The following is a 22,091-nucleotide window of genomic DNA, read 5'->3' on the forward strand; positions in this document are numbered from 1 at the left end:
GATTACCTCTCATCGAATGCATCTTCGATGGCTGACATCACAGGTTTTGCAGCGTATTCGATCACGCGACGCGAGCCTGTTTTTACGTCGGCGGTAAATTCCATATAAGGTGATAATTTGTATTGAGTGCCTCCTCGTTCAAGAAAGTTTCGATCAATCTCAATCTCTGCCAAATAGAATTCGGCATCTTCTTCTTCGTATGATGAACGGCTAATTGAGGCGATGGTTCCCTCAACAAATCCATATTTTGCGAAGTTATAAGTATCCATTTTTACTTTTACCGCCTGGCCAATTTCAACAAACCCCATGTCTTTACGCGGAATTTTCGCTTCACCGTGTAGGGAGTTATTGATTGGAGCAATATCAGCGATACTCTCGCCGGGTGGTATTACCGCAGAACGGAAGTTGAAGTGTAATTTGTCGACCACACCATCCACTGGTGAGTAGACTATGAGTCGGTCTACCTTATCGGAGTGCTGTGGTTGTAAGATCCGTTTTAGTTTGAGGTCTTTATTGGCCTGGATGATTTGTGCTTGGTACTCAGAGTTTCGGTTCTCAACCAAGTCTCGATGTTGTTTCTCGAGTTTGTCGAGCTGGAAACGTTCATTCATGACGGACTCATCAAGGTTTTCAATCTCACGAACCATATTGGATTCTTGTACTTTCATATTTAGAACGTCGACATATGACGCCATCTCTTCTTTATAAAGCGTGTTTTTGATGTTGAGTTGTTTGCGAATGAGTGAGAGTTGGTTCTCTGAGCTTTTGCGACGCTTTAGCATTGATCCAATTAGAGAGTTTTTGTGTTTAATATCGTGAGTGATCAGCTCTTCGTTAGAGCGGTTCTTCGAGAACTCTTGCTGCCACGTATTCATGTTGACTTGAACTTGTTCTGGGTACTTTTCGATGTAAGAAGCAAAGTTTGGTTCGACCATGTCACGCAAGCTTTCATAACGGATTTTATCGAGTTCCAGCTGAATGATTTCGGTGTTCACTGTATCGAGTTGGGTGTTACGGTCGAGTGAGCGGATTCGAGCAATAGGTTGGCCTTCATACACAACTTCCCCTTTTCTCACTAACAGCTCTTCTAAAATACCGCCTTCTAGATGTTGAACTTTCTCAACATCAGACTCTAGTAACAGCTCGCCACGCACAGAAACGACAATGTCGATGCGTGCTTGTGACGCTACGGCGATAGCCACCAAAGCAAGTAGAAAAATGATGAGTAACGTCTTGTGAACGCTAGTCATCGCACTTGCAAGCACGATGGTGTCATCTGCTGTGACCTTGGAAGCCTCGTTGTTAGAAACAAGCGCTTTTCTTAGGTGATGCTCTATTTGGTTATTGCTCATGACCTACCTCGATGACTCGTCATCTACAACTTCCTTAATATCCAACAAGTGATGGATTTGTCTATTGACGTTTTGTAGTTCAGTTTTTACATCCTCTAAAAGCGCTTCCGGCGCAGGGAATTCGTGTTTACTCAAATGTTCCAACTTGGCCATTTTGGGCGGCAGGTCTTGGTCGCATAACAAAGTTAAGATGGTTTTCAATTTTTTAGAGTAGTTGTTGAGTTCATCAAAACGATTACCTTTATGAAGCATCTCTATGTTCATCGGTGCGTCCGAAAAGTCCTTATAAAAGTCGCCTAGCAGCAATTGCAGCCCTTTGTGGTTGTTGTCGATTGAACGCAATAAATTCGTCATGTCTATCATCATTCCACTGCCTTAATTGCTTTAATCACAATAACTAAGGATCTTTAAAGGCAGTTTTCAAATTTTTTTTACTTCTTTATGCATAAAAAGAAAAATATGAAAAAAGTTGTATAAAAACTTGGTTTTTCAAAATGGTGTCCTTTAATGCCTCTAAATACGATCAGTTAGCTAGTAGCAACGGAGGCTGTAATGGCAGGCGAAAATAACCAAAACAACCAAAATGAAGATCTCAATGACGCGGTAGAACAGACGGACACGAACGACGCGGGTACGCCCTCCCAACAGCAGAATCAACAAAATCAACAGAACACGATTGCGTCGACGGTAGCGACGGGTGCTGAAAATACCGACGCGGCAGACGAAGTGAACCAAGCGTTGGAAGACAATCCAAGTGGTGCTGGTAATTCAGAAGAAGCAGCAGCTTCTGGTGCGGCTGTTCAAGAAGAGACGCCAGAAAGCGATGGAGATTCAGATGCAGCTCAATCTAATGTAGTCGGTGGTGCGGCTTCGGAAGCTGGCTCGGATAATGCTGCTGGCAGTGGTGGCGGAGCAGGTGCTGGCGCTCAAGCCGTAGGTGGCGATAACGCAGAGGCTGCGACAGGTGGAGCCGACGCTGAGGGTAATGAAGAACAAGGCCAAGCAGCACGTACATCTGCAGCGCCGAGTGCTACATCTTCTGAATCTGATGGCCAACAAGTCGATGATGACCTCGATTCACAGACAGTCGAAGAGACATTTGCCGTTGATGTTCAAGCTTCAGATGAAGAGACCATCAGTGAAGTAGAAGATGACTTTGATTCTGAGACAACAAGTGAAACGTTCAAAATCAAAGTGGAAAGTGAAAATGATGCTCCAGAGGCTGAACAAGATCTGGCTTACATCATGGATGAAGATGGCTCCATAACATTTACTCAAGAACAATTACTCGAATACGCAAGTGATGTTGATGGTGATGAGCTTGTTGCTTCAAATGTTCAAGTCGGCGCAGATGCAACGGTTCAAGATAATGGTGACGGTACATTCACAGTTGTACCTTCCGCTGACTTTAATGGCGAGCTAGACCTTACTTTTGATATCAGTGACGGCCAAGAAACCATAAGTAGTGCAATTGATTTAACGGTTCGTCCTATTAATGACGCACCTGTACCAGAAGATAAAACGTTTGAAATAGAAGAGGACGGCACACTTATCTTCACTGACGCTGACCTATTAACAGGCGCGACAGACATTGAAGGCGATAACCTGACTGTTGAAGGTGTGACCTACGACGGTGGCGACGGTATCCTGACCGACAACGGTAATGGTACTTACACATTCGCTCCAAACGAAAACTTCAATGGTGACGTAAACTTCAGCTTCGATGTATCAGACGGTACAGACACGGTTGCTGCAAACATTGATGTTAGCGTAACTGCAGTTGATGACGCGCCGGTATCGGGTGACCTAGCGTACTCAATCGACGAAGATGGTTCGATTCGTCTAAGCCAAGAGCAATTGCTGTCTCAAGCATCAGATGTAGAAGGTGATGACCTTACGGCTAGCGGCCTAACGGTTGGTGGTGATGCAACAGTTGTAGCTAACGATGACGGCAGCTTCACGATTACGCCAGATGAGAACTTCAATGGCGACATTGATATCAGTTTTGATATCTCTGATGGCACCAATACCGTTCAAGCTTCCGCAGACCTAACTGTTAACCCAGTTAATGATCTGCCAGTGCCTCAAGATCAACAGTTCAGTATTGCAGAAGACGGTACTTTACTGTTCACAGACGCGGATCTGCTTACAGGTGCGACAGACGTTGAAGGTGATAACCTGACGGTTGAAGGTATCAGTTATGAAGGTACTGATGGCGTACTGACTGACCTGGGTGGGGGCTCATACAGCTTTGCGCCAAATGAAAACTTCAATGGCGACGTAAACTTTAGTTTCGATGTTTCAGACGGCACCGATACGGTGTCTGCAAACATTGATGTTAGCGTGACTCCAGAGAACGATCCGCCAGTTGCTGGCTCTACGTCTTACACAGTTAATGAAGACAATTCGATTACCATTTCTGATGCACAACTATTGGCAACATCTTCAGACATCGAAGGTGATGTATCGATAGACAGCGTGACTTACTCGGGTAGTGATGGTGTCCTTGAAATCAACGGTAACGGTAATTACACCTTCTCGCCAAACGAGAACTTCAATGGTGAAATTGCCCTAGATGTAGTGGTTGCCGATGAAGAAGGTGCAACCGATGCGACAACTGCGGGTATCACCGTACTTGAAGTGAATGATCCGCCAGTCGCAGGCCCAACGTCTTACACCATTGATGAAGACTCAGTACTGACCTTCAGTGAGTCACAAATGCTACTGAATGCTTCTGATTTAGAAGGGGATGTTGAGCTTGTCGGCATTAGCTACGACGGCCCTGATGGCATCTTCTCAGTCAATGGAGATGGGACTTGTAGCTTTGCACCGAATGAGAACTTTAATGGCCAAGTTCAACTTGACGTGACTATTCGTGATGAAGACGGCGCAGAAGTTGATACGGTCATCAACGTGGATGTTCTGCCAATTAATGATGCACCAGTCTCGGGTGATTTGGCTTACAACGTTAACGAAGACGGTTCAATCACATTGAGCCAAGAACAGTTGTTGTCTCAGGCGTCTGATGTTGAAGGCCAAGACCTAACTGCGAGCGACTTAACGGTAGATGGCAACGCAACAGTAACCGCCAATGACGATGGTAGCTTTACCATCGTTCCAGAAGCGAACTTCAATGGTGACGTTGATATCCAATTCAACATCACGGATGGTACTGACACGGTTCAAGCAACCGCCGATCTTACTGTTAACCCAATCAATGACTTGCCGGTTCCTCAAGATCAACAATTCAGCATTGAAGAAGACGGTACGCTGCAATTCACTGACGCTGACCTGCTTACTGGTGCCACCGATATCGATGGCGATGACCTCACCGTAGAAGGCATCAGCTACACAGGCGGTGACGGTGTATTAACAGACCATGGTGATGGTACTTATACCTTTGCACCAAACGAAAACTTCAATGGTGATGTCAACTTCAGTTTCGATGTGTCTGATGGCACAGAAACGGTTAGTGCAAACATTGATGTGAGCGTGACACCAGAGAACGATCCACCCGTTGCGGGCTCTACCTCGTACATGGTCAATGAAGACAACGCCATCACAATTTCTGATGAGCAATTGTTAGTAAACTCTTCTGACGTTGAAGGCGCGGTATCGGTTGATAGCGTGACCTACAGTGGCACCGATGGTGTGTTCCAAGACAATAGTGACGGCAGTTATACCTTCCTTCCTAATGAAAACTTCAGTGGCGATATCAGCCTTGACGTTATTGTTGCTGATGAAGACGGTTCGATTGATGAGACCACCGCCGGCATTACCGTTCTAGAAGTGAATGATCCACCGGTCGCAGGTCCAACGTCATACACCATTGACGAAGATTCGGTACTGACGTTCAGTGAATCTCAGATTCTTGTTAATGCTTCGGATGTCGAAGGTGATGTAGAACTAGTCGGTATCAATTACGATGGGGAAGACGGTATCTTCACTGTAAATGGTGATGGTACATGTAGCTTTGCGCCAAACGAAAATTTCAATGGTCAGGTTCAACTGGGTGTGACCATTCAAGATGAAGATGGTGCGACGGCTGAAACACAAATTAATGTTGATGTACTGCCAATTAACGATCCACCAGTATCGGGTGATTTGGCTTACACCATCAACGAAGACAGCTCAATCACACTAAGCCAAGAGCAGTTACTGGTGCGAGCTGGTGATATTGATAGCGAAAATCTAGAAGCTATTAACCTTTCGACCGATGAAAACGCAACCATCCAACAAAACGAGGATGGTAGCTACACCATTACACCAGACGCTGATTACAACGGCGACCTAGACCTGAGCTTCGATATCATCGATAACGATGGTGGTGAGGTTCAAGTTGGTCTTGATATCACAGTGAACCCGTTGAATGACTTGCCACAAGCGCAAGATCAACAGTTCACGATTGAAGAAGACGGTACGTTACTCTTCACCGATGCTGATCTACTTGCAGGCGCGTCAGATATTGATGGTGATGAGCTGTCGATTGAAAATGTGCTCTACACGGGCGCTGATGGTGTTCTTAGTGATAATGGTGACGGCACTTACAGCTTTGCACCAAACGAGAACTTCAATGGTGATGTTCAATTCTCATTTGATGTTTCTGATGGCACGGGTTCAACAGCCGCCCATATTGATGTAAGTGTAACGCCGGAGAACGACCCTCCTGTCGCGGGCTCGACAGCTTATACAGTTCAGGAAGATGGCCAAATCACGATCAGTGATGAACAGTTATTAGCGAACTCTTCAGATGTAGAGGGTGATGTTGCTCTATCGAGCGTTACTTACGCTGGTGACGACGGCTCGTTCGTTGATAACGGTAATGGCACATACACCTTCACACCAAATGAAAACTTCGACGGAGACATCTCACTAGATGTTGTCGTCGTTGACGAAGACGGTGCAACGGCGACAACGACAGCGGGCATTGATGTCATTGCTGTCAATGACGGCCCTGAAACGTCCGGTATTGAAGCAGAAGTCGACGAAGATAATTCAATCACTATTACTCAAGAGCAGCTGCTTGCAAATGCTACTGACGTTGAGGGTGATGAGTTAACGGCGTCTAACCTGCAAACCAACGACCCTGACGCGACAATTGTTGCTAATGACGATGGTTCATTCACCATCACGCACACAGAAAACTTCAATGGCGAGTTGGACTTCACATACAGCATCAATGATGGTGACAATGAAGTTCTGACCACTCTCGATCTAACGGTTAATCCAGTTAATGATGCGCCAGAAGCGGGCGAAGAGATCTTCATCCAAGCGCAAGAAGATCAAACGGTTGGTGTGACGCTTCGTGAAGAACCTGCACTACGTTTAGACCAAGCGCCAGAAAACGGCATCATTGAAGCGAATGTTAATGATGAGTGGGTGGTGCTGGAAGTAGGGCAAGAAGTACCGGCTGATACAGAAGTACGCTTTGTTCCAAGTGAGGGGGCTCTTGCTGAAGGCACACATACTACGCAAATTGGTACCTTCGACGATAACGCTAGCGTAGACGATTGGGGTACAGAAGTTGACCCTTACACTCGTGAGTTCTCGGATGGTGATTTAACGGTTACGGTTCAAAGTAACGATGATCCGCTTGGTGCTTGGAATGGTAACACCCACATAGGTCACGGCCTTGGTGATACCGATCGCCAAGGGTTGAGTGGTGATGAAAAACTGACTATTTCAGTTGAAGGTCAAGACATCAATGAAATCAGTTTCCACCTAGATGGTTTAGGTGGTTGGTTCATGGAAGAATCGCGTCACTTTACGGAAGTAGAAATCAAAGCGTTCAATGAGGACGGTGACCTAATTGACTCGATGACTTACCACAAAGAAGACCGTGGTACTTTCGAGACAGACTACACGTTAACGGTTGACCAACCAGTGTCTTACTTTGAACTCGGTACAGTTCAAGGAAATGGTACTTATGTTGTTCAAAACATGACCGTGTCACAAACTTGTCATGATGAAGCCGTGTTCACATCGATTGGTGTAGACGGTTCAGAAATTACCGAAACGGTTGAGTTGAACATCCACGCGGGTGACAACGAAATTGAGCTAACGGCTGATCTTCCTAATATCACTATCGATACTGAAGGTTCTGCTCAATTTGCTTCTGTTGTGATTACAGAAGAACAGTTACTGGCACAAGCATCAGATATTGATGGTGACGACCTTGATATTCAAAATCTTGAGCTGGTGGGTGAAAACTCAGAGCATGCAACACTGATTGACAACGGTGATGGTACTTGGACGGTGACACCAGATGAAAACTTCTACGGTGAAATTGAGCTGGGTTACCAAGTTTCTGATGGTGAACTGACTGATGACAACATAATTAACATCAACTTTGAGTCAGTGAATGATGCGCCAATCGTTTCTGGTCCAATGGTTCTATCGACAGACGAAGACCAAGGTATTGCGTTCAGTGCTGATGATTTACTGGCGAACACCACAGATGTAGAAGGTGATGCGCTGTCTATTTCTGACATCACTTACGGTGGTGATGACGGTGATTTAGTCGACAATGGTGATGGTACATTTACCTTCATGCCGAATGAAAACTTCAATGGTGAAATCGACATTGATTACAAGGTATTCGATGGTACCGATGAAGTTGCAACCCATCTAGATCTGACCGTTGTACCTGTTAATGATGTGCCGGTTCCGGGCGAGTCATTGCACACCCAAATGCTTGAGAACGGCTCTATGATCATCGAAGCGAAAGACCTATTGTCTGGCGCGACCGATGTTGATGGTGACATTCTTCATGTCGAAAACCTATTACTTGCAGACCAAACACAAGGTACGTTAACGGATAATGGTGATAATACCTTTACCTTCGAACCTGCAGAGGACTTCTACGGTGAAGTGAACCTGACCTTCGATATCAGTGACGGTCAAGCAAGCGCACCAAGTACTGCAAGAGTCGACGTTGAAATTGTCAACGAAGGCCCAGAGGTTAGTGGTCCAATTGAAGCCGCTGTTGATGAAGATGGTTCAATCACTATCACTCAAGAGGATCTGTTAGCGAATGCAACCGATGTAGATGGCGATAACCTTGAAGCGGTTAACTTTGCGACCAACGATCCAAATGCGGTTGTTGTAGAAAACCCAGACGGTAGCTTCACGATTACACCAAGTGCAGACTTCTTTGGTGAGATTGAATTTACTTACGATGTCACTGACGCGATTGAGACCGTGGCTGCCGACCTCAACTTAACCGTAAATCCAATCAACGATGCGCCAGACGTTCCAGACATGTCTTTCACTACGGAAGATGGTCAAGCGATTACTATTACCGAAGCTGAATTACTGGCACAAGCGACAGACGTTGAAGGTGATGAACTGTCTGTGGTGAATGTGACGAGCGCAAGCGACACGGTAGAAGTCACAGATAATGGCGATGGAACATACACATTAACACCAGAGCAGGGCTTCTTCGGTAACGTTGACTTAGCGTTTGATGTGAGCGATGGCACTGATGTGGTTGCCGCAAACATCGACCTAAAAGTTGAGTTCGTCAACGATGCACCAGAAGCGACGCCAATGGTGGCTGATGTCGACGAAGATGGCTCAATCCTCGTTACACAAGAAATGCTGTTGGAGAACGCGAGCGACCAAGATGGCGATCAGCTATTTGCTTCTTCGCTTGAAACCAATGATCCGAACGCCAGCATTGTAGACAATGGTGATGGCACGTACACCGTGACACCTTCAGAGAACTTCAATGGTGATATTGCATTCACCTATGAGGTGAGCGACGGTGAGCTGAGCACGTCTAATGATATGACATTGACCGTTAATCCGGTGAATGACATTCCAATTGTTGCCCCAGGCATGTACCACATCGAAGAGGATGGCAGCATCCTGTTCACTCAAGAAGATCTGTTGAGTGGTGCGATTGATATTGATGGCGATGACCTCAGTGTTACTAGCATCAATTATTCTGGCGATGAAGGTACAGTCACCGATAACGGCGATGGCACGTTCAGCTTCGTTCCTGAAGAGCATTTCAGTGGTGATCTGCAGTTCAGCTTTACTGTGACGGACGGTACGGATGAGGTTGAACAAGACCTCAACGTCCATATTGAAGCAGTTGCGGATGCGCCGGATCTTGTGATAACCGATGGCGACGGCGTTAACGTTGATGACCAAGCTATTTTGGTTGAGCCTGGCGGCATTGTTGAACTGAACATTGCAGCGGCGCTTGTCGACCAAGACTTGTCTGAAACACTTACCGTAACCGTAGATGGTGTGCCAGAAGGTTCGGTTATTCAATACGATAATGAAGGCGTTCTGAATGACCAAGAAAACGGCATCACCAGTTACAACGACACAGAAATTACAGTAACGTTTGAAGGTGAAACTGCGGGATACCAAAACGCAGCGGGTTACTACAAAGTTGACGAAGACGGTAACATCACAGGTGTTGAAGTTGTTTACGAAAACGCGTCACAAGTTGGTGGCGGTGGTGACCTTGTTCCAGGACAAGACCAGTTCAGCTTCCAAGTTGAAGAAGGTGAAAGTTTCAATCTGTTCTTGATTCCAAACGGACATCAACACAATGACTTTGACGCGATGCAGGAAGGTCAGTACGAGTTCCGCGCAGCGGATGGTTCGCCTGCAAACATGGATACGGTTGATCCTCAACTTGTATTTGTTGCTGCCGATGGCACTGAAACTGTCGTTCAAGGGCAGAATGGTGACGCGATCTTCCATGGTGGTTCAAGCGCTCAACTAAACCAAGATGGTATCGAACATACGCGTACCACTGTTAATGAAGATGGCGAGCTCGTTTACGGATTTGAAGATTTGTATGGCGGCGGTGATGCTGACTATTCAGACTTCAACTTCACAATCGATGTCGGTGAAGTGAACAGCCAAATCTACAGCGGTGAAGTGACGGTTGGCCCTGATGGTACGGTGAACTTACCAACAACGGCTATCGAAAATGCGCTACAGATCCAGTTACCAGAAGACTTCAATGAGCAGCTTGAAGTTCATGTAACCGCAACCGCGACAGAGTTATCGAATGATGATTCTGAAACGGTTTCCCAAACCATTTACATTAACGCGACAGGCGCACACATTGAGCATGCACCTGAAGCACTTCCTGTTGCAGCAACAGTGGAAGAAGATGGTTCTATCATCATTACGCAAGAAGACTTGTTAGCTAATGCTCGCGATTTAGACGGCGACCAACTCACAGCGCTTAACTTAGCGACTGATGACGACAGCGTAACTATCACAGATAACGGTGATGGTACTTACACATTAACGCCAGATGCTGACTTCAATGGCGATGTTAGCTTTACGTTTGATGTGTCTGATGGTGATGATGTTGTCTCTACTAATCTAGAGCTAACTGTTTCACCAGTGAATGATGGCCCAGAAGCACAAGACCAAGCATTTTCAGTCAATGAAGATGGTGTATTAACCTTCACAGACCAAGACCTATTAACAGGTGCGACGGACATTGAAGGGGACGACCTAAGCGTTGAAGGTGTGACTTACACTGGCGCAGATGGTGTTCTAACTGATAATGGCGATGGTACATACAGTTTCGCGCCAAACGAAAACTTCAATGGCGATGTAAACTTCTCGTTCAATGTATCAGATGGTACCGATACGGTAACCGCTAACATTGATGTCAGCGTGACGCCAGAGAATGATCCTCCAGTGGCGGGCAGCACGTCTTACACCGTTCATGAAGACAACTCCATTACCATCAGTAACGAACAATTGCTAGCGAACTCTTCAGATATTGAAGGGGAAGTGGCGATTGATAGTGTTACCTATAGTGGCAGTGACGGTGTTCTAGAAATCAACGGTGACGGCACATATACCTTCTCTCCAAACGAGAACTTTAATGGCGAAGTTAGCCTAGATGTGGTTGTTGTAGATGAAGACGATGCAGCCGTATCGACGACTGCGGGCATTACGGTTCTAGAAGTGAACGATCCGCCAGTTGCTGGCCCAACGTCTTACACTATCGATGAAGACTCGGTACTGACCTTTAATGAGTCTCAAGTTCTGCTGAACGCCTCTGATATTGAAGGTGACGTACAACTTGTTGAGATCAACTACGACGGCCCAGACGGAATCTTCTCAATCAATGGTGACGGCACATGTAGCTTTGCACCGAATGAAAACTTCAACGGCCAAGTGCAATTGGATGTGACCATTCAAGATGAAGACGGCGCTCAAGTTGATACTCATATTACGGTTGATGTCCTACCAATCAATGATGTTCCAGTATCAGGAGACTTGGCATACAGCGTAGAGGAAGACGGTTCGATTACCTTGAGCCAAGAGCAGCTTCTTTCTCAAGCAAGCGATGTAGATGGCGACGACCTGACTGCTTCTAACTTGATTGTTGATGGAGACGCGACGGTTGTTGCTAACGATGACGGCAGCTTTACCATTACGCCAGATGCGAACTTCAATGGTGACATTGACCTAACGTTCGACATTAGCGACGGTACAGATACGCTGGTTGCGACGGCTGACCTCACCGTTAATCCAGTTAATGACCTTCCACAACCACAAGATCAAACGTTCAGCATTGGCGAAGACGGCATCTTGAACTTCACAGATGAAGACTTGCTAACAGGTGCTACCGATATCGATGGGGATGACCTATCGGTTGAAGGCGTGACTTACACAGGTGCCGACGGTGTTCTTACTGACAATGGCGACGGAAGCTACAGCTTTGCGCCAAACGAGAACTTCAATGGTGATGTGAACTTCAGTTTTGATGTGTCAGATGGCACGGATACGGTTCAAGCCAACATTGATGTCAGCGTGACACCAGAGAACGATCCGCCTGTTGCGGGGAGCACGTCTTACACAGTTCATGAAGACAACTCAATTACCATCAGCGATGAGCAGCTTCTAGCTAACTCTTCGGATATTGAAGGTGATGTTGCCGTTGATCGCGTGACTTACTCTGGCACTGACGGTGTCTTTGAAGACAATGGTGACGGTACTTACACCTTCTCACCAAACGAAAACTTCAACGGCGAAGTTAGCCTTGATGTTGTCGTTACTGATGAAGAAGGCGCAACCGTAGCAACCAACGCAAGCATTGACGTTCTGCCTGTGAACGATGCTCCGGTATCGGGCGACTTGGCGTACAGCGTGGACGAAGATGGCTCAATTACCTTGAGCCAAGAGCAATTACTTGCTCAAGCGAGTGATGTTGACGGCGATGACTTAACAGCGGCTAACCTGACCGTTGGTGGTGATGCGACCGTCACTGCAAACGATGACGGTAGCTTTACTATCACACCAGATGCGAACTTCAATGGCGACATTGATTTGAACTTCGACATTACCGATGGTGATGCGACGCTTCAAGCAACGGCTGATCTTACCGTTAACCCTGTCAATGACTTGCCAACGGTCGGTGAGCCACAGTTTGTGACTCAAGAAGACACCAGCTTTACCTTTACAGAAGAGCAACTGCTGCAAAATGCGGGCGACATTGATGGCGATAACCTATCGGTTGAAAATGTTGCTTCAAATAGCGGTACTTTGGTTGATAACGGCGACGGCACTTACACATTCGCACCGAATGAAAACTTCGACGGTAATGTGAATGTGACGTTCGATGTGAATGACGGTACCGCGACAGTACCAGCAGAAGCGACAATTGATGTTCAATCTGTGGTTGATATGCCAGAGCTGTCGATTGCGTCTGACTTGGTCATTGCTTCAGACAACTTCGAGTCTGGCTCAAACGGTTGGAATACCGGTACTGAAAGCTCACAAGGCTTCGAATCAGGTGACATGCTAGGTCGTATTGGTGGCACTGGTGGCGATGAAGCTGTCAGCAAAACTTACGACATTCCAAGTGATGTGAGCGAAGTTAATATCTCGTTCAGTTTCTACGAAATTGATTCTTGGGATGGTGAGTCATTCCAAATCTTTGTCGGCGGCGAAGAGCTTACTTCGTTAGATAACTCGGCGTTCCAAACTCAAGATGGCACTACAACGTTGTACGATTCAGCGGGCAATGAAGTCGGTGAAGTTGTTCACGGCGTGTCGCAAGGTGAAGGCTTCAGTGGTTGGAACGACCAAGCACACCAAATCAACCTAACGGTACCCGTTGAAGACGGCCAACTTGAGTTAGGCTTCGGTTCAACCTTGAATCAAGGTGTAAGTGATGAGTCGTTTGGCATCGATAACATTGAAATCACAGTGTCTGACGCGGATTACCAAATCATTGGTACCGAAGATACACCTGTACCACTTGATATTGATGCGGCGCTTACTGATACCGATGGTTCAGAAAACCTTGCTATTTTGATTGAAGATGTGCCGGAAGGCAGCTCGCTTTCTGCAGGTGCCGATAACGGTGATGGCACATGGTCATTGCAACCAGGTGAGCTAGAAGGGCTAGAGTTTATCCCTTCAGGTGACTTCAATGGTGATGTGGTTCTAACTGTAAATGCGACATCGACTGATGTTGATACGGGCACCACCGCGACGGCAACCCAAGATGTGACGATTCATATCTCGCCAGCGAATGATGCTCCAGAAGTTGATGGTGACATCAGTGCTGTGACAGCCGAAGACAACAGCATCACGCTAACTCAAGAGCAGTTGCTAGAGCACGCTGTTGACATTGATGGTGATGACCTATCAGCAATCAACCTAACCACCAATGATGAAAATGCGACCGTTCAAATGAACGACGATGGCAGCTTCACCATTACACCGAGTGAAAACTTCAACGGTAATATCGAATTTAGTTACGATGTAACCGATGGAGAAGACATGGTCGCGGCTGGCCTAGACTTGACGGTAACACCTGTCAATGATGCGCCAGAGCCACAAGACCAAGCATTCACTATTGGTGAAGATGGGGTTCTTAACTTCACTGACGCTGACCTGTTAACGGGTGCGACGGATGTTGAAGGTGATGACCTAACAGTCGAAGGTGTGACATACACTGGTGCTGATGGTGTGCTTACCGACAATGGTGACGGAAGCTACAGCTTTGCGCCAAACGAGAACTTCAATGGTGATGTGAACTTCAGCTTTGATGTGTCAGATGGCACGGATACGGTTCAAGCCAACATTGATGTGAGCGTGACGCCTGAGAACGATCCACCAGTGGCGGGTAGCACGTCTTACACTGTGCATGAAGACAACTCAATCACGATCAGTAACGAACAGCTATTAGCCAACTCTTCAGATATTGAAGGTGAGGTTGCGATTGATAGCGTGACTTACACTGGCAGTGACGGTGTGTTCGAAGACAACGGTGACGGCACTTACACCTTCTCGCCAAACGAGAACTTCAATGGTGATGTGAGCTTAGCGGTTGTTGTTACCGATGAAGAAGGGGCAACAGAAGCGACCACAGCGGGAATCACTGTACTTGAGGTGAACGATCCGCCAATCGCAGGCTCAACCAGTTACTCAGTCAACGAAGATGAAGTTATCACCATCAGTGCAGAGCAACTGTTGGCGAACGCTTCGGATATTGAAGGTGAAGTGGCGATTGATAGCGTGAACTACACAGGCGCTGACGGTATCTTTACTGACAACGGTAACGGCACATTCAGCTTTGCACCTAATGCAAACTTCGATGGCGATGTTAGCCTCGATGTAGTGGTGACTGATGAAGACGGTGCGACAGTAGCCACCAGCGCAAGTATTGATGTTCTTCCAATTAACGATCCACCAGTATCGGGTGACTTGGCATACAGCATTGATGAAGATGGTTCCATTACTCTGACTCAAGAGCAGTTGCTGTCTCAAGCATCTGATGTGGATGGCGATGATCTGACCGCAAGCAACTTAAGCGCAGGCGATAATGCAACCGTTGTTGATAATGGCGATGGCACCTTTACGGTAACGCCAGATGCGAACTTCAATGGCGATATCGACCTAAGCTTTGATATTTCGGACGGCACCGAGTCGATTGTGGCGAACGCCGATCTGACGGTAAACCCAGTCAATGACTTGCCAACGACATCTGATGTTTACGCGAACGTTGATGAAGATAATGTCATCACTATCACGCAGGAGCAGCTACTTGCGAATGCCGCTGATATTGAGGGTGATGACCTTGTCGCTTCCGACTTAACCTTAGTGGGTGACGATGCAACGATTGTCGACAATGGCGATGGCACGTTCTCAATCACTCCAAGCGAAAACTTCAATGGCAACATCGATGTTGCCTACAGCATCAGCGATGGCGACACACCAATTGCCGCTAACTTAGGCTTGACCGTTGACCCAGTTAACGACGCGCCAATTGTTTCTGCTGATGTGGCGATAACCATTGAAGAAGATGGTTCATACACCATTACTCAAGAAGAGCTCCTACAATTCGCGACTGACATCGAAGACGATGACATGACCGCAATTATCGGAGAGCAAGGCGATGAAACGACCGTCACCGGTACTGTGTTGGATGCTGAAACTGGTAATCCAATCGCAGGTGCGGATGTGACGTTAACCGACAATGCGGGTCACTCTTACACAGCGGTGACCGATCAATCAGGTAACTACTCTGTGAGCGGTCCTGTTGTTGACCAAGGTACCGTTACTATTGAACAAGACGGCTCTATTACCAGCAGTTTCCTAGTTCCAGCTGGTGAAGATACCAACGGTGGCGTAACTGCAATATCTGAAGTACTTGAAGAAACAGATATGCGTATCGTGGTCACATGGGGTGAAAGCCCACGTGATATGGACAACCATCTATGGCTCTACGATACAGAAAATGGCAACGAGCTAGACCATATTTACTATCGCGACATGAGCCATGATTTGGGTGAAGGTAATGTCGTTCAGCAAGATGTAGATGACACGAATGGTGGTGGTCCTGAAACCATCACTATTCCAAATTATCAAGATGCTGATATGCACTATTCAGTACACAACTACACCAGCAGAAGTTGGGATGTGGATGGTGTTGAAGATGTACAGGTTCAGGTATTTGTTGGCGATACATTGGTTGAAACCTTTAGCCCTGATTTATCTGAAAGCCCATCGGGTGACCACTGGCATGTATTCGATATCGTGAACGGCGTTATTGTTCCAAGCCAAGATGTAGGCACTCAAAATGCATTTGACTTGCCAACGGCAGAAGAAGCGCTCGCGAATGAAAACGGCATTGATATCTCTGAATTGCTAACCGGCGAGGAAGGTGATGATTCTGGTGAAACGGGTGGTAACGAACCAAGTGTTGGAGATGTTTCAATTGAGAACGCTCTTATCACTGACAATGGTGATGGTACTTACACCATTACACCGGAAGAGAACTTCAACGGTGAATTCTCCATTAGCTATAACGTGGACGATGGAAACGGTGGGGTTACGCCTGCGGAACTTGACGTGACCGTAACAGCAGTTAATGACCTTTCGGTTATTTATGACCACGACTATACCATCAATGAAGATGGCTCACTGACCTTCACTGATGAGCAGTTACTCGCTGGTGCAACGGATATCGATGGCGACGACCTTTCTGTTGAATCTGTTAACTACGAAGGCACCGAAGGTGTGTTTACGGATAACGGCGACGGTACTTATACCTTTGCTCCAAACGAGAACTTCAATGGTAATGTCGACCTAACTTACGATGTGAGTGATGGTACAGATGTTGTATCGGCGAATATTGATGTTCAAGTGGTTCCAATCAACGACGTACCGGTAGCAGGTTCTACAACTTACAGCGTTGGAGAAGACGGCAGTATTACGCTAAGCGATGCACAACTTCTGGCGAATAGCTCGGATGTTGAAGGGGAAGTGTTTGTCAGCGATGTAAGCTACAGCGGCACTGATGGTGTATTCACTGATAATGGTGATGGTACTTACACCTTTGCTCCAAACGAAAACTTTAACGGTGACATCAGTCTTGATGTCTCTGTTATGGATGAAGATGGCGCAACCGCTGAAACAACCGCAGGTATCGACGTCATTGCTGTTAATGACTTGCCAGTTGCAGGTTCAACGACCTACAGCGTTGACGAAGATAACGTGATTACCGTCTCTGAAGCACAGCTTCTTGCGAACAGCTCAGACATTGAAGGTGATGTATCCGTTAGCGACGTTTCCTACTCAGGCGCAGACGGTATCTTTACTGACAATGGTGATGGTACTTACAGCTTCGCACCAAATGAAAACTTTAACGGCAATGTCAGCCTAGATGTCACCGTTGCTGATGAAGAGGGTGCAACGGCTGAAACCACTGCGGGTATTGAAGTTATCGCGGTTAACGACGCGCCAGTGTCAGGTGACTTGGCTTACTCAGTGGATGAAGATGGTTCAATCACACTAAGCCAAGAGCAGCTGCTTGCTCAAGCATCGGATGTGGACGGCGATGATCTTACCGCTGCCAACCTAACCGCAGGTGATAACGCTACCGTTACGGCAAACGATGATGGTTCATTTACCATTACCCCGGATGCCGACTTTAATGGCGACATTGATCTAAGCTTCGACCTTTCTGATGGTACTGAAACAGTTGTTGCAACGGCCGACCTTACTGTGAATCCAGTGAATGACATCGCGGTTGTAGAAGATGTCGCTTACACCATTGAAGAAGATGGTTCGCTTACCTTTACAGACGAGCAACTGCTAGCGGGTGCTTCTGATATTGATGGTGATGAGCTGTCAGTTGCCGATGTGTCTTACACTGGCGTAGAGGGTGTGTTCACCGACAATGGCGATGGCACTTACACCTTTGCACCGAACGAGAACTTCAATGGTGACGTAAGTTTGGACTTCTCAGTATCTGACGGTACAGAGACGGTTGATGCAAATATCGACGTAACGGTAACAGACGTTAACGATGCACCAGTGGCAGGCGCAACGTCTTACCAAATGAACGAAGATGGCACCATCACATTGAGCCCTGAGCAGTTGATTGCTAATAGCTCTGATGTGGACGGGGAAGTGTCGCTTGATAGCGTGAGCTACTCAGGTGCAGACGGTATCTTGGTTCAAAATGAAGATGGTTCGGTAACGTTCGCACCAAACGAAAACTTTAACGGCGACATCAACCTTGACGTGACGGTTATTGATGACGACGGTGCAACGGCTCAAACCACCGCTGGTATTGAAGTTATTGCAGTTAACGACGCACCAGTGGCCGGAAACGTGGCGTACTCGGTTGATGAAGATGGTTCAATTACGCTATCTCAAGAGCAGTTGCTGGCTAACGCATCCGATGTTGATGGTGATGCACTGACCGCAAGCAACCTATCTGCAGGTGACAATGCGACCGTAACAGCGAACGATGATGGTTCATTTACAATCATTCCGGATGCTGACTTCAACGGCGACATAGACCTAAGCTTCGATGTTTCAGACGGTACCGAGACAGTCCAAGCAGGCGTCGACCTAATGGTTAACCCTGTTAATGACTTACCAACAGCCGCTGACCAAAGCTTCACTGTTGAGGAAGATGGAACGCTAATCTTCACGGATGCAGATCTACTAGCAGGCGCTGCGGATATTGACGGCGATGACTTGTCTATCACGGATGTGTCTTACACGGGCGCAGAGGGTGTGTTCACTGACAACGGTGATGGCACTTACAGCTTTGCTCCAAACGAGAACTTCAATGGCGATGTAAACCTTGGCTTCACAGTGTCTGATGGCACTGAGACAGTCGATGCCAATATTGATGTAACGGTAACGGATGTTAATGATGCGCCGGTAGTGGGTTCTACGTCTTACCAAATGAACGAAGATGGCACGATTAACATTAGCCCTGAACAGTTGATTGCTAATAGCTCTGACGTTGATGGTGAAGTGTCGCTTGAAAGCGTGACTTACTCAGGCTCTGACGGCACCTTGGTTCAAAACGATAATGGGTCTGTGACCTTCACGCCAAACGAGAACTTTAACGGTGATATCAGCCTAGATGTGGTCGTGACCGATGATGACGGTGCAACTGCAACAACAACGGCAGGTATCGAAGTTCTGGCTGTGAACGATGGACCAGAGTCTGAGGAAGTGGAACTAACCACAGCCGAAGACAGCACCATTCTAATCACACAAGACATGTTGTTAGCTCAAGCTACCGACATCGATAACACCGCAGATGAGCTGTCAGCTTCGGGTCTACAAATCGACCCTAGCTTGGGTGAGTTGCTAGACAACGAAGATGGTACTTGGTCATTTACACCAAACGAAAACTTCAATGGCGATGTGCCAATGACGTTTAACGTTAGTGATGGCCAAGAGACAATTTCAGTCGACGGTAACATCGATGTCACGCCAGTGAACGATGTACCTGAAGCACCAATGATTGAGATGCAAGGCGAAGAAGATGTGGTCATGGTGATTGACCCAGCTTACATCGCGGATCAAGTAACAGACCTTGATGGCGACGAAATCAGCATTGAAAGCATCACAGTTCGAGCTCCAGCGAATGCGACCTTAACTCAGCAACCAGACGGCATGTATCACTTAGTGACTACGCAAGACTTCAATGGCTTGGTAGAACTGGGTTATCAAGCGACTGACGGCGAAGAAGTGGTTGATGGCTCGCTGAATGTGGATGTCATTCCGGTTAACGACGCACCATTCAATGTCGGCAACGCAATGATGACCACAGACGAAGATGGCGCGTTCACCTTCGATGCTGGCGACTTGATGAACTTGTTCGGTGACATTGATACCGCTGACCTTGTTATCTCTCGCATTATCACCGCAGACGGTGAAGATGGCGGAGAAGTAACAGACAACGGTGATGGTACGTGGACATTCACACCAACAGGCGACTTTGCGGGTGTTTCTGACCTACAAGTTGTCGTGAGTGACGGTGAGTTTGAAACCGTTCTCGATGTTCCTGTGTACGTACGTCCTGTCGCAGATGGCGCGGTTATTTCAACTGACCATGACGGTCCATTAGTGTTCGGTGAAGATGAAACCGGTCACTTAGGATTGAATGTTGGTCTAGTCGATGATTCAGAAACGCTAAGTAACCTAGTGATGACAGGTTTCCCTGTTGGATTCGAGGTAACCGATGGTGTGAATACCGTGATGATCACTGAGCCGGGTCAATACATCGACCTGTTCGACTGGGATATCTCAAACATTCAAATGACGCCGCCTGAAGACTTCCATGGTGAGTTCTTCGTAACAGTAAGCGCAACGACGGTTGATTACGGAGATGAGCCAGAAGCGTTTGAAGATGGCATCGATTCTGGTGATTTCGAGACCGTAGCGGGTGATTCCATCATCCTAACCGCTGATGACCTAATAGGTTTAGCTGAGAATGTGGATGCTGATAGCGATGATGAAGTGAAACTGGTTCATCTAGCAGACCGCAGCCAAGGTGAGATTGTCGATAATGGCGATGGCACTTGGACGTTCACACCAGCACCAGGCTTCACGGGCGAAGCAGACATTGCGTACGTAGTTGATAAAGATGGCGTGCTTCATGATGAGCAAACTGGCGTAGTCGTGAAAGAAGGCGACTTACAAGAGAATGCAGCACCAGAAGTTAACAGCATCACGACGACGGAAATCGCAGCGGATGCTACCTTGTCGTTCACTGATGAAGACATGCTGGCGAACCTGAGCGATGCGGAAGGCGACAGCTTGAGCATTGAGTCAGTAAGCTTGATGGAAGGTCAGGGCGTAATAGAGAGCGATAACCAAGGTAACTATCAATTCACACCTGCTGAAGACTACACCGGAGATGTTCAAGTTGGGTTTATAGCGACCGATGGCGAAAATCGCATCGAAAGCTTCTTCAATGTGGATATCCAAGGTGGTGATGAAGCAGCGGCGAGTGAAGGTTATGCCTTAGCTGATGATGGTTCATTAACTATCACCGAGTTACAGCTGGTGGATGAGTTAGGCGTGAGTGATTCTGCACAAGTTGTTGATGTTGCAGACGCCAACGATGCAGGCTTCTTTGCTGAATCTGGCGAAGGTGAGTGGACTTACTGGCCAAATGAAGACTTTGACGGCAACTTAGCGATGAATGTTGAAGTTAACGACGGCGGTGAAGTATCAAGCCACAGTGTAAGTATCCAAGTAGCCGATGAATCAGTGCAAAGTGATGAACCACAAGTCCAAGCTGCTCAAGCAACAGAAGAGCAACAAGTGGAAGTGACTCAACAAGCTGATGAACAAGCTCAAGATGCTGAAACTGAAGACAGTACAGCCGATGTAACCGCGGCACCGGGCGATACCATCTCTATCTCGATTCCAGATGAGGTGAGTGGTAACGAATCGGTTGATTATGCTGAAATGTCTGGCTTACCTGAGGGATCTACTGTGAGTAATGCACTGGATAACGGTGATGGTAGCTTCACAATCAGCGGCAACTTAGATCAGTCTGTATCGGTTGAACTTCCGGAGGGCTACGAAGGTACTAGTGAAATCCAATTCCAAGGTTACGACGAATTGGGTGGCTCAATAGACGGTGCGAGCGGTTCTGTTGAAGTTGAGGTCGATGATCAATACACCATGCAAGGTTCTACTCAAGAGCAGCAACCGGACATGGCCGGTATGGAATCTGGAGGCAGCGACTGGACAAGTTCAGGTGGTCAAGATCAAGGTGTTGACTTCACGGATGACTCTGGAAGCTTCGATTCAGATTCTCAAACTGGAACTGATCAAGGCAACGACTTCGACCAAAGCTCGATTTAATCGAGAGGGCTTAGTTTTAGTCTGAACCGACATTTAGTCTAAACCAACAAGCAGATAGGGCAGCGTAATGTTGCCCTCGTTAAAGCCATGCAGACTCGCCTT

Annotated in this window: 3 protein-coding genes; 1 reads left to right on the top strand and 2 read right to left on the bottom strand. The window is 47.1% G+C overall.

What is annotated here, in order from left to right; all coding sequences use genetic code 11:
- Positions 1-2: 2 nt before the first annotated feature.
- Positions 3-1,352: an HlyD family type I secretion periplasmic adaptor subunit gene (locus tag ACED28_RS12020; protein WP_009844977.1), complete on the bottom strand. Its 1,350-nt coding sequence runs from the start codon at positions 1,350-1,352 to the stop codon at positions 3-5.
- 3 nt (positions 1,353-1,355) lie between these two features.
- Positions 1,356-1,718 (bottom strand): hypothetical protein, encoded by a 363-nt coding sequence (locus tag ACED28_RS12025; protein ID WP_017102613.1) that lies wholly within the window; start codon positions 1,716-1,718, stop codon positions 1,356-1,358.
- A gap of 186 nt (positions 1,719-1,904) precedes the next feature.
- Here ACED28_RS12025 and ACED28_RS12030 point away from each other — a divergent pair, with 186 nt between their 5' ends.
- Entirely contained in the window at positions 1,905-21,989 is a 20,085-nt protein-coding gene (locus ACED28_RS12030; RefSeq protein WP_371709930.1) for a tandem-95 repeat protein, read from the top strand.
- Positions 21,990-22,091: the final 102 nt, after the last annotated feature.

Origin of the sequence: Vibrio sp. 1F253, from assembly GCF_041439295.1 — a bacterium.
Classification (GTDB): Bacteria; Pseudomonadota; Gammaproteobacteria; order Enterobacterales; family Vibrionaceae; genus Vibrio; species Vibrio tasmaniensis_A.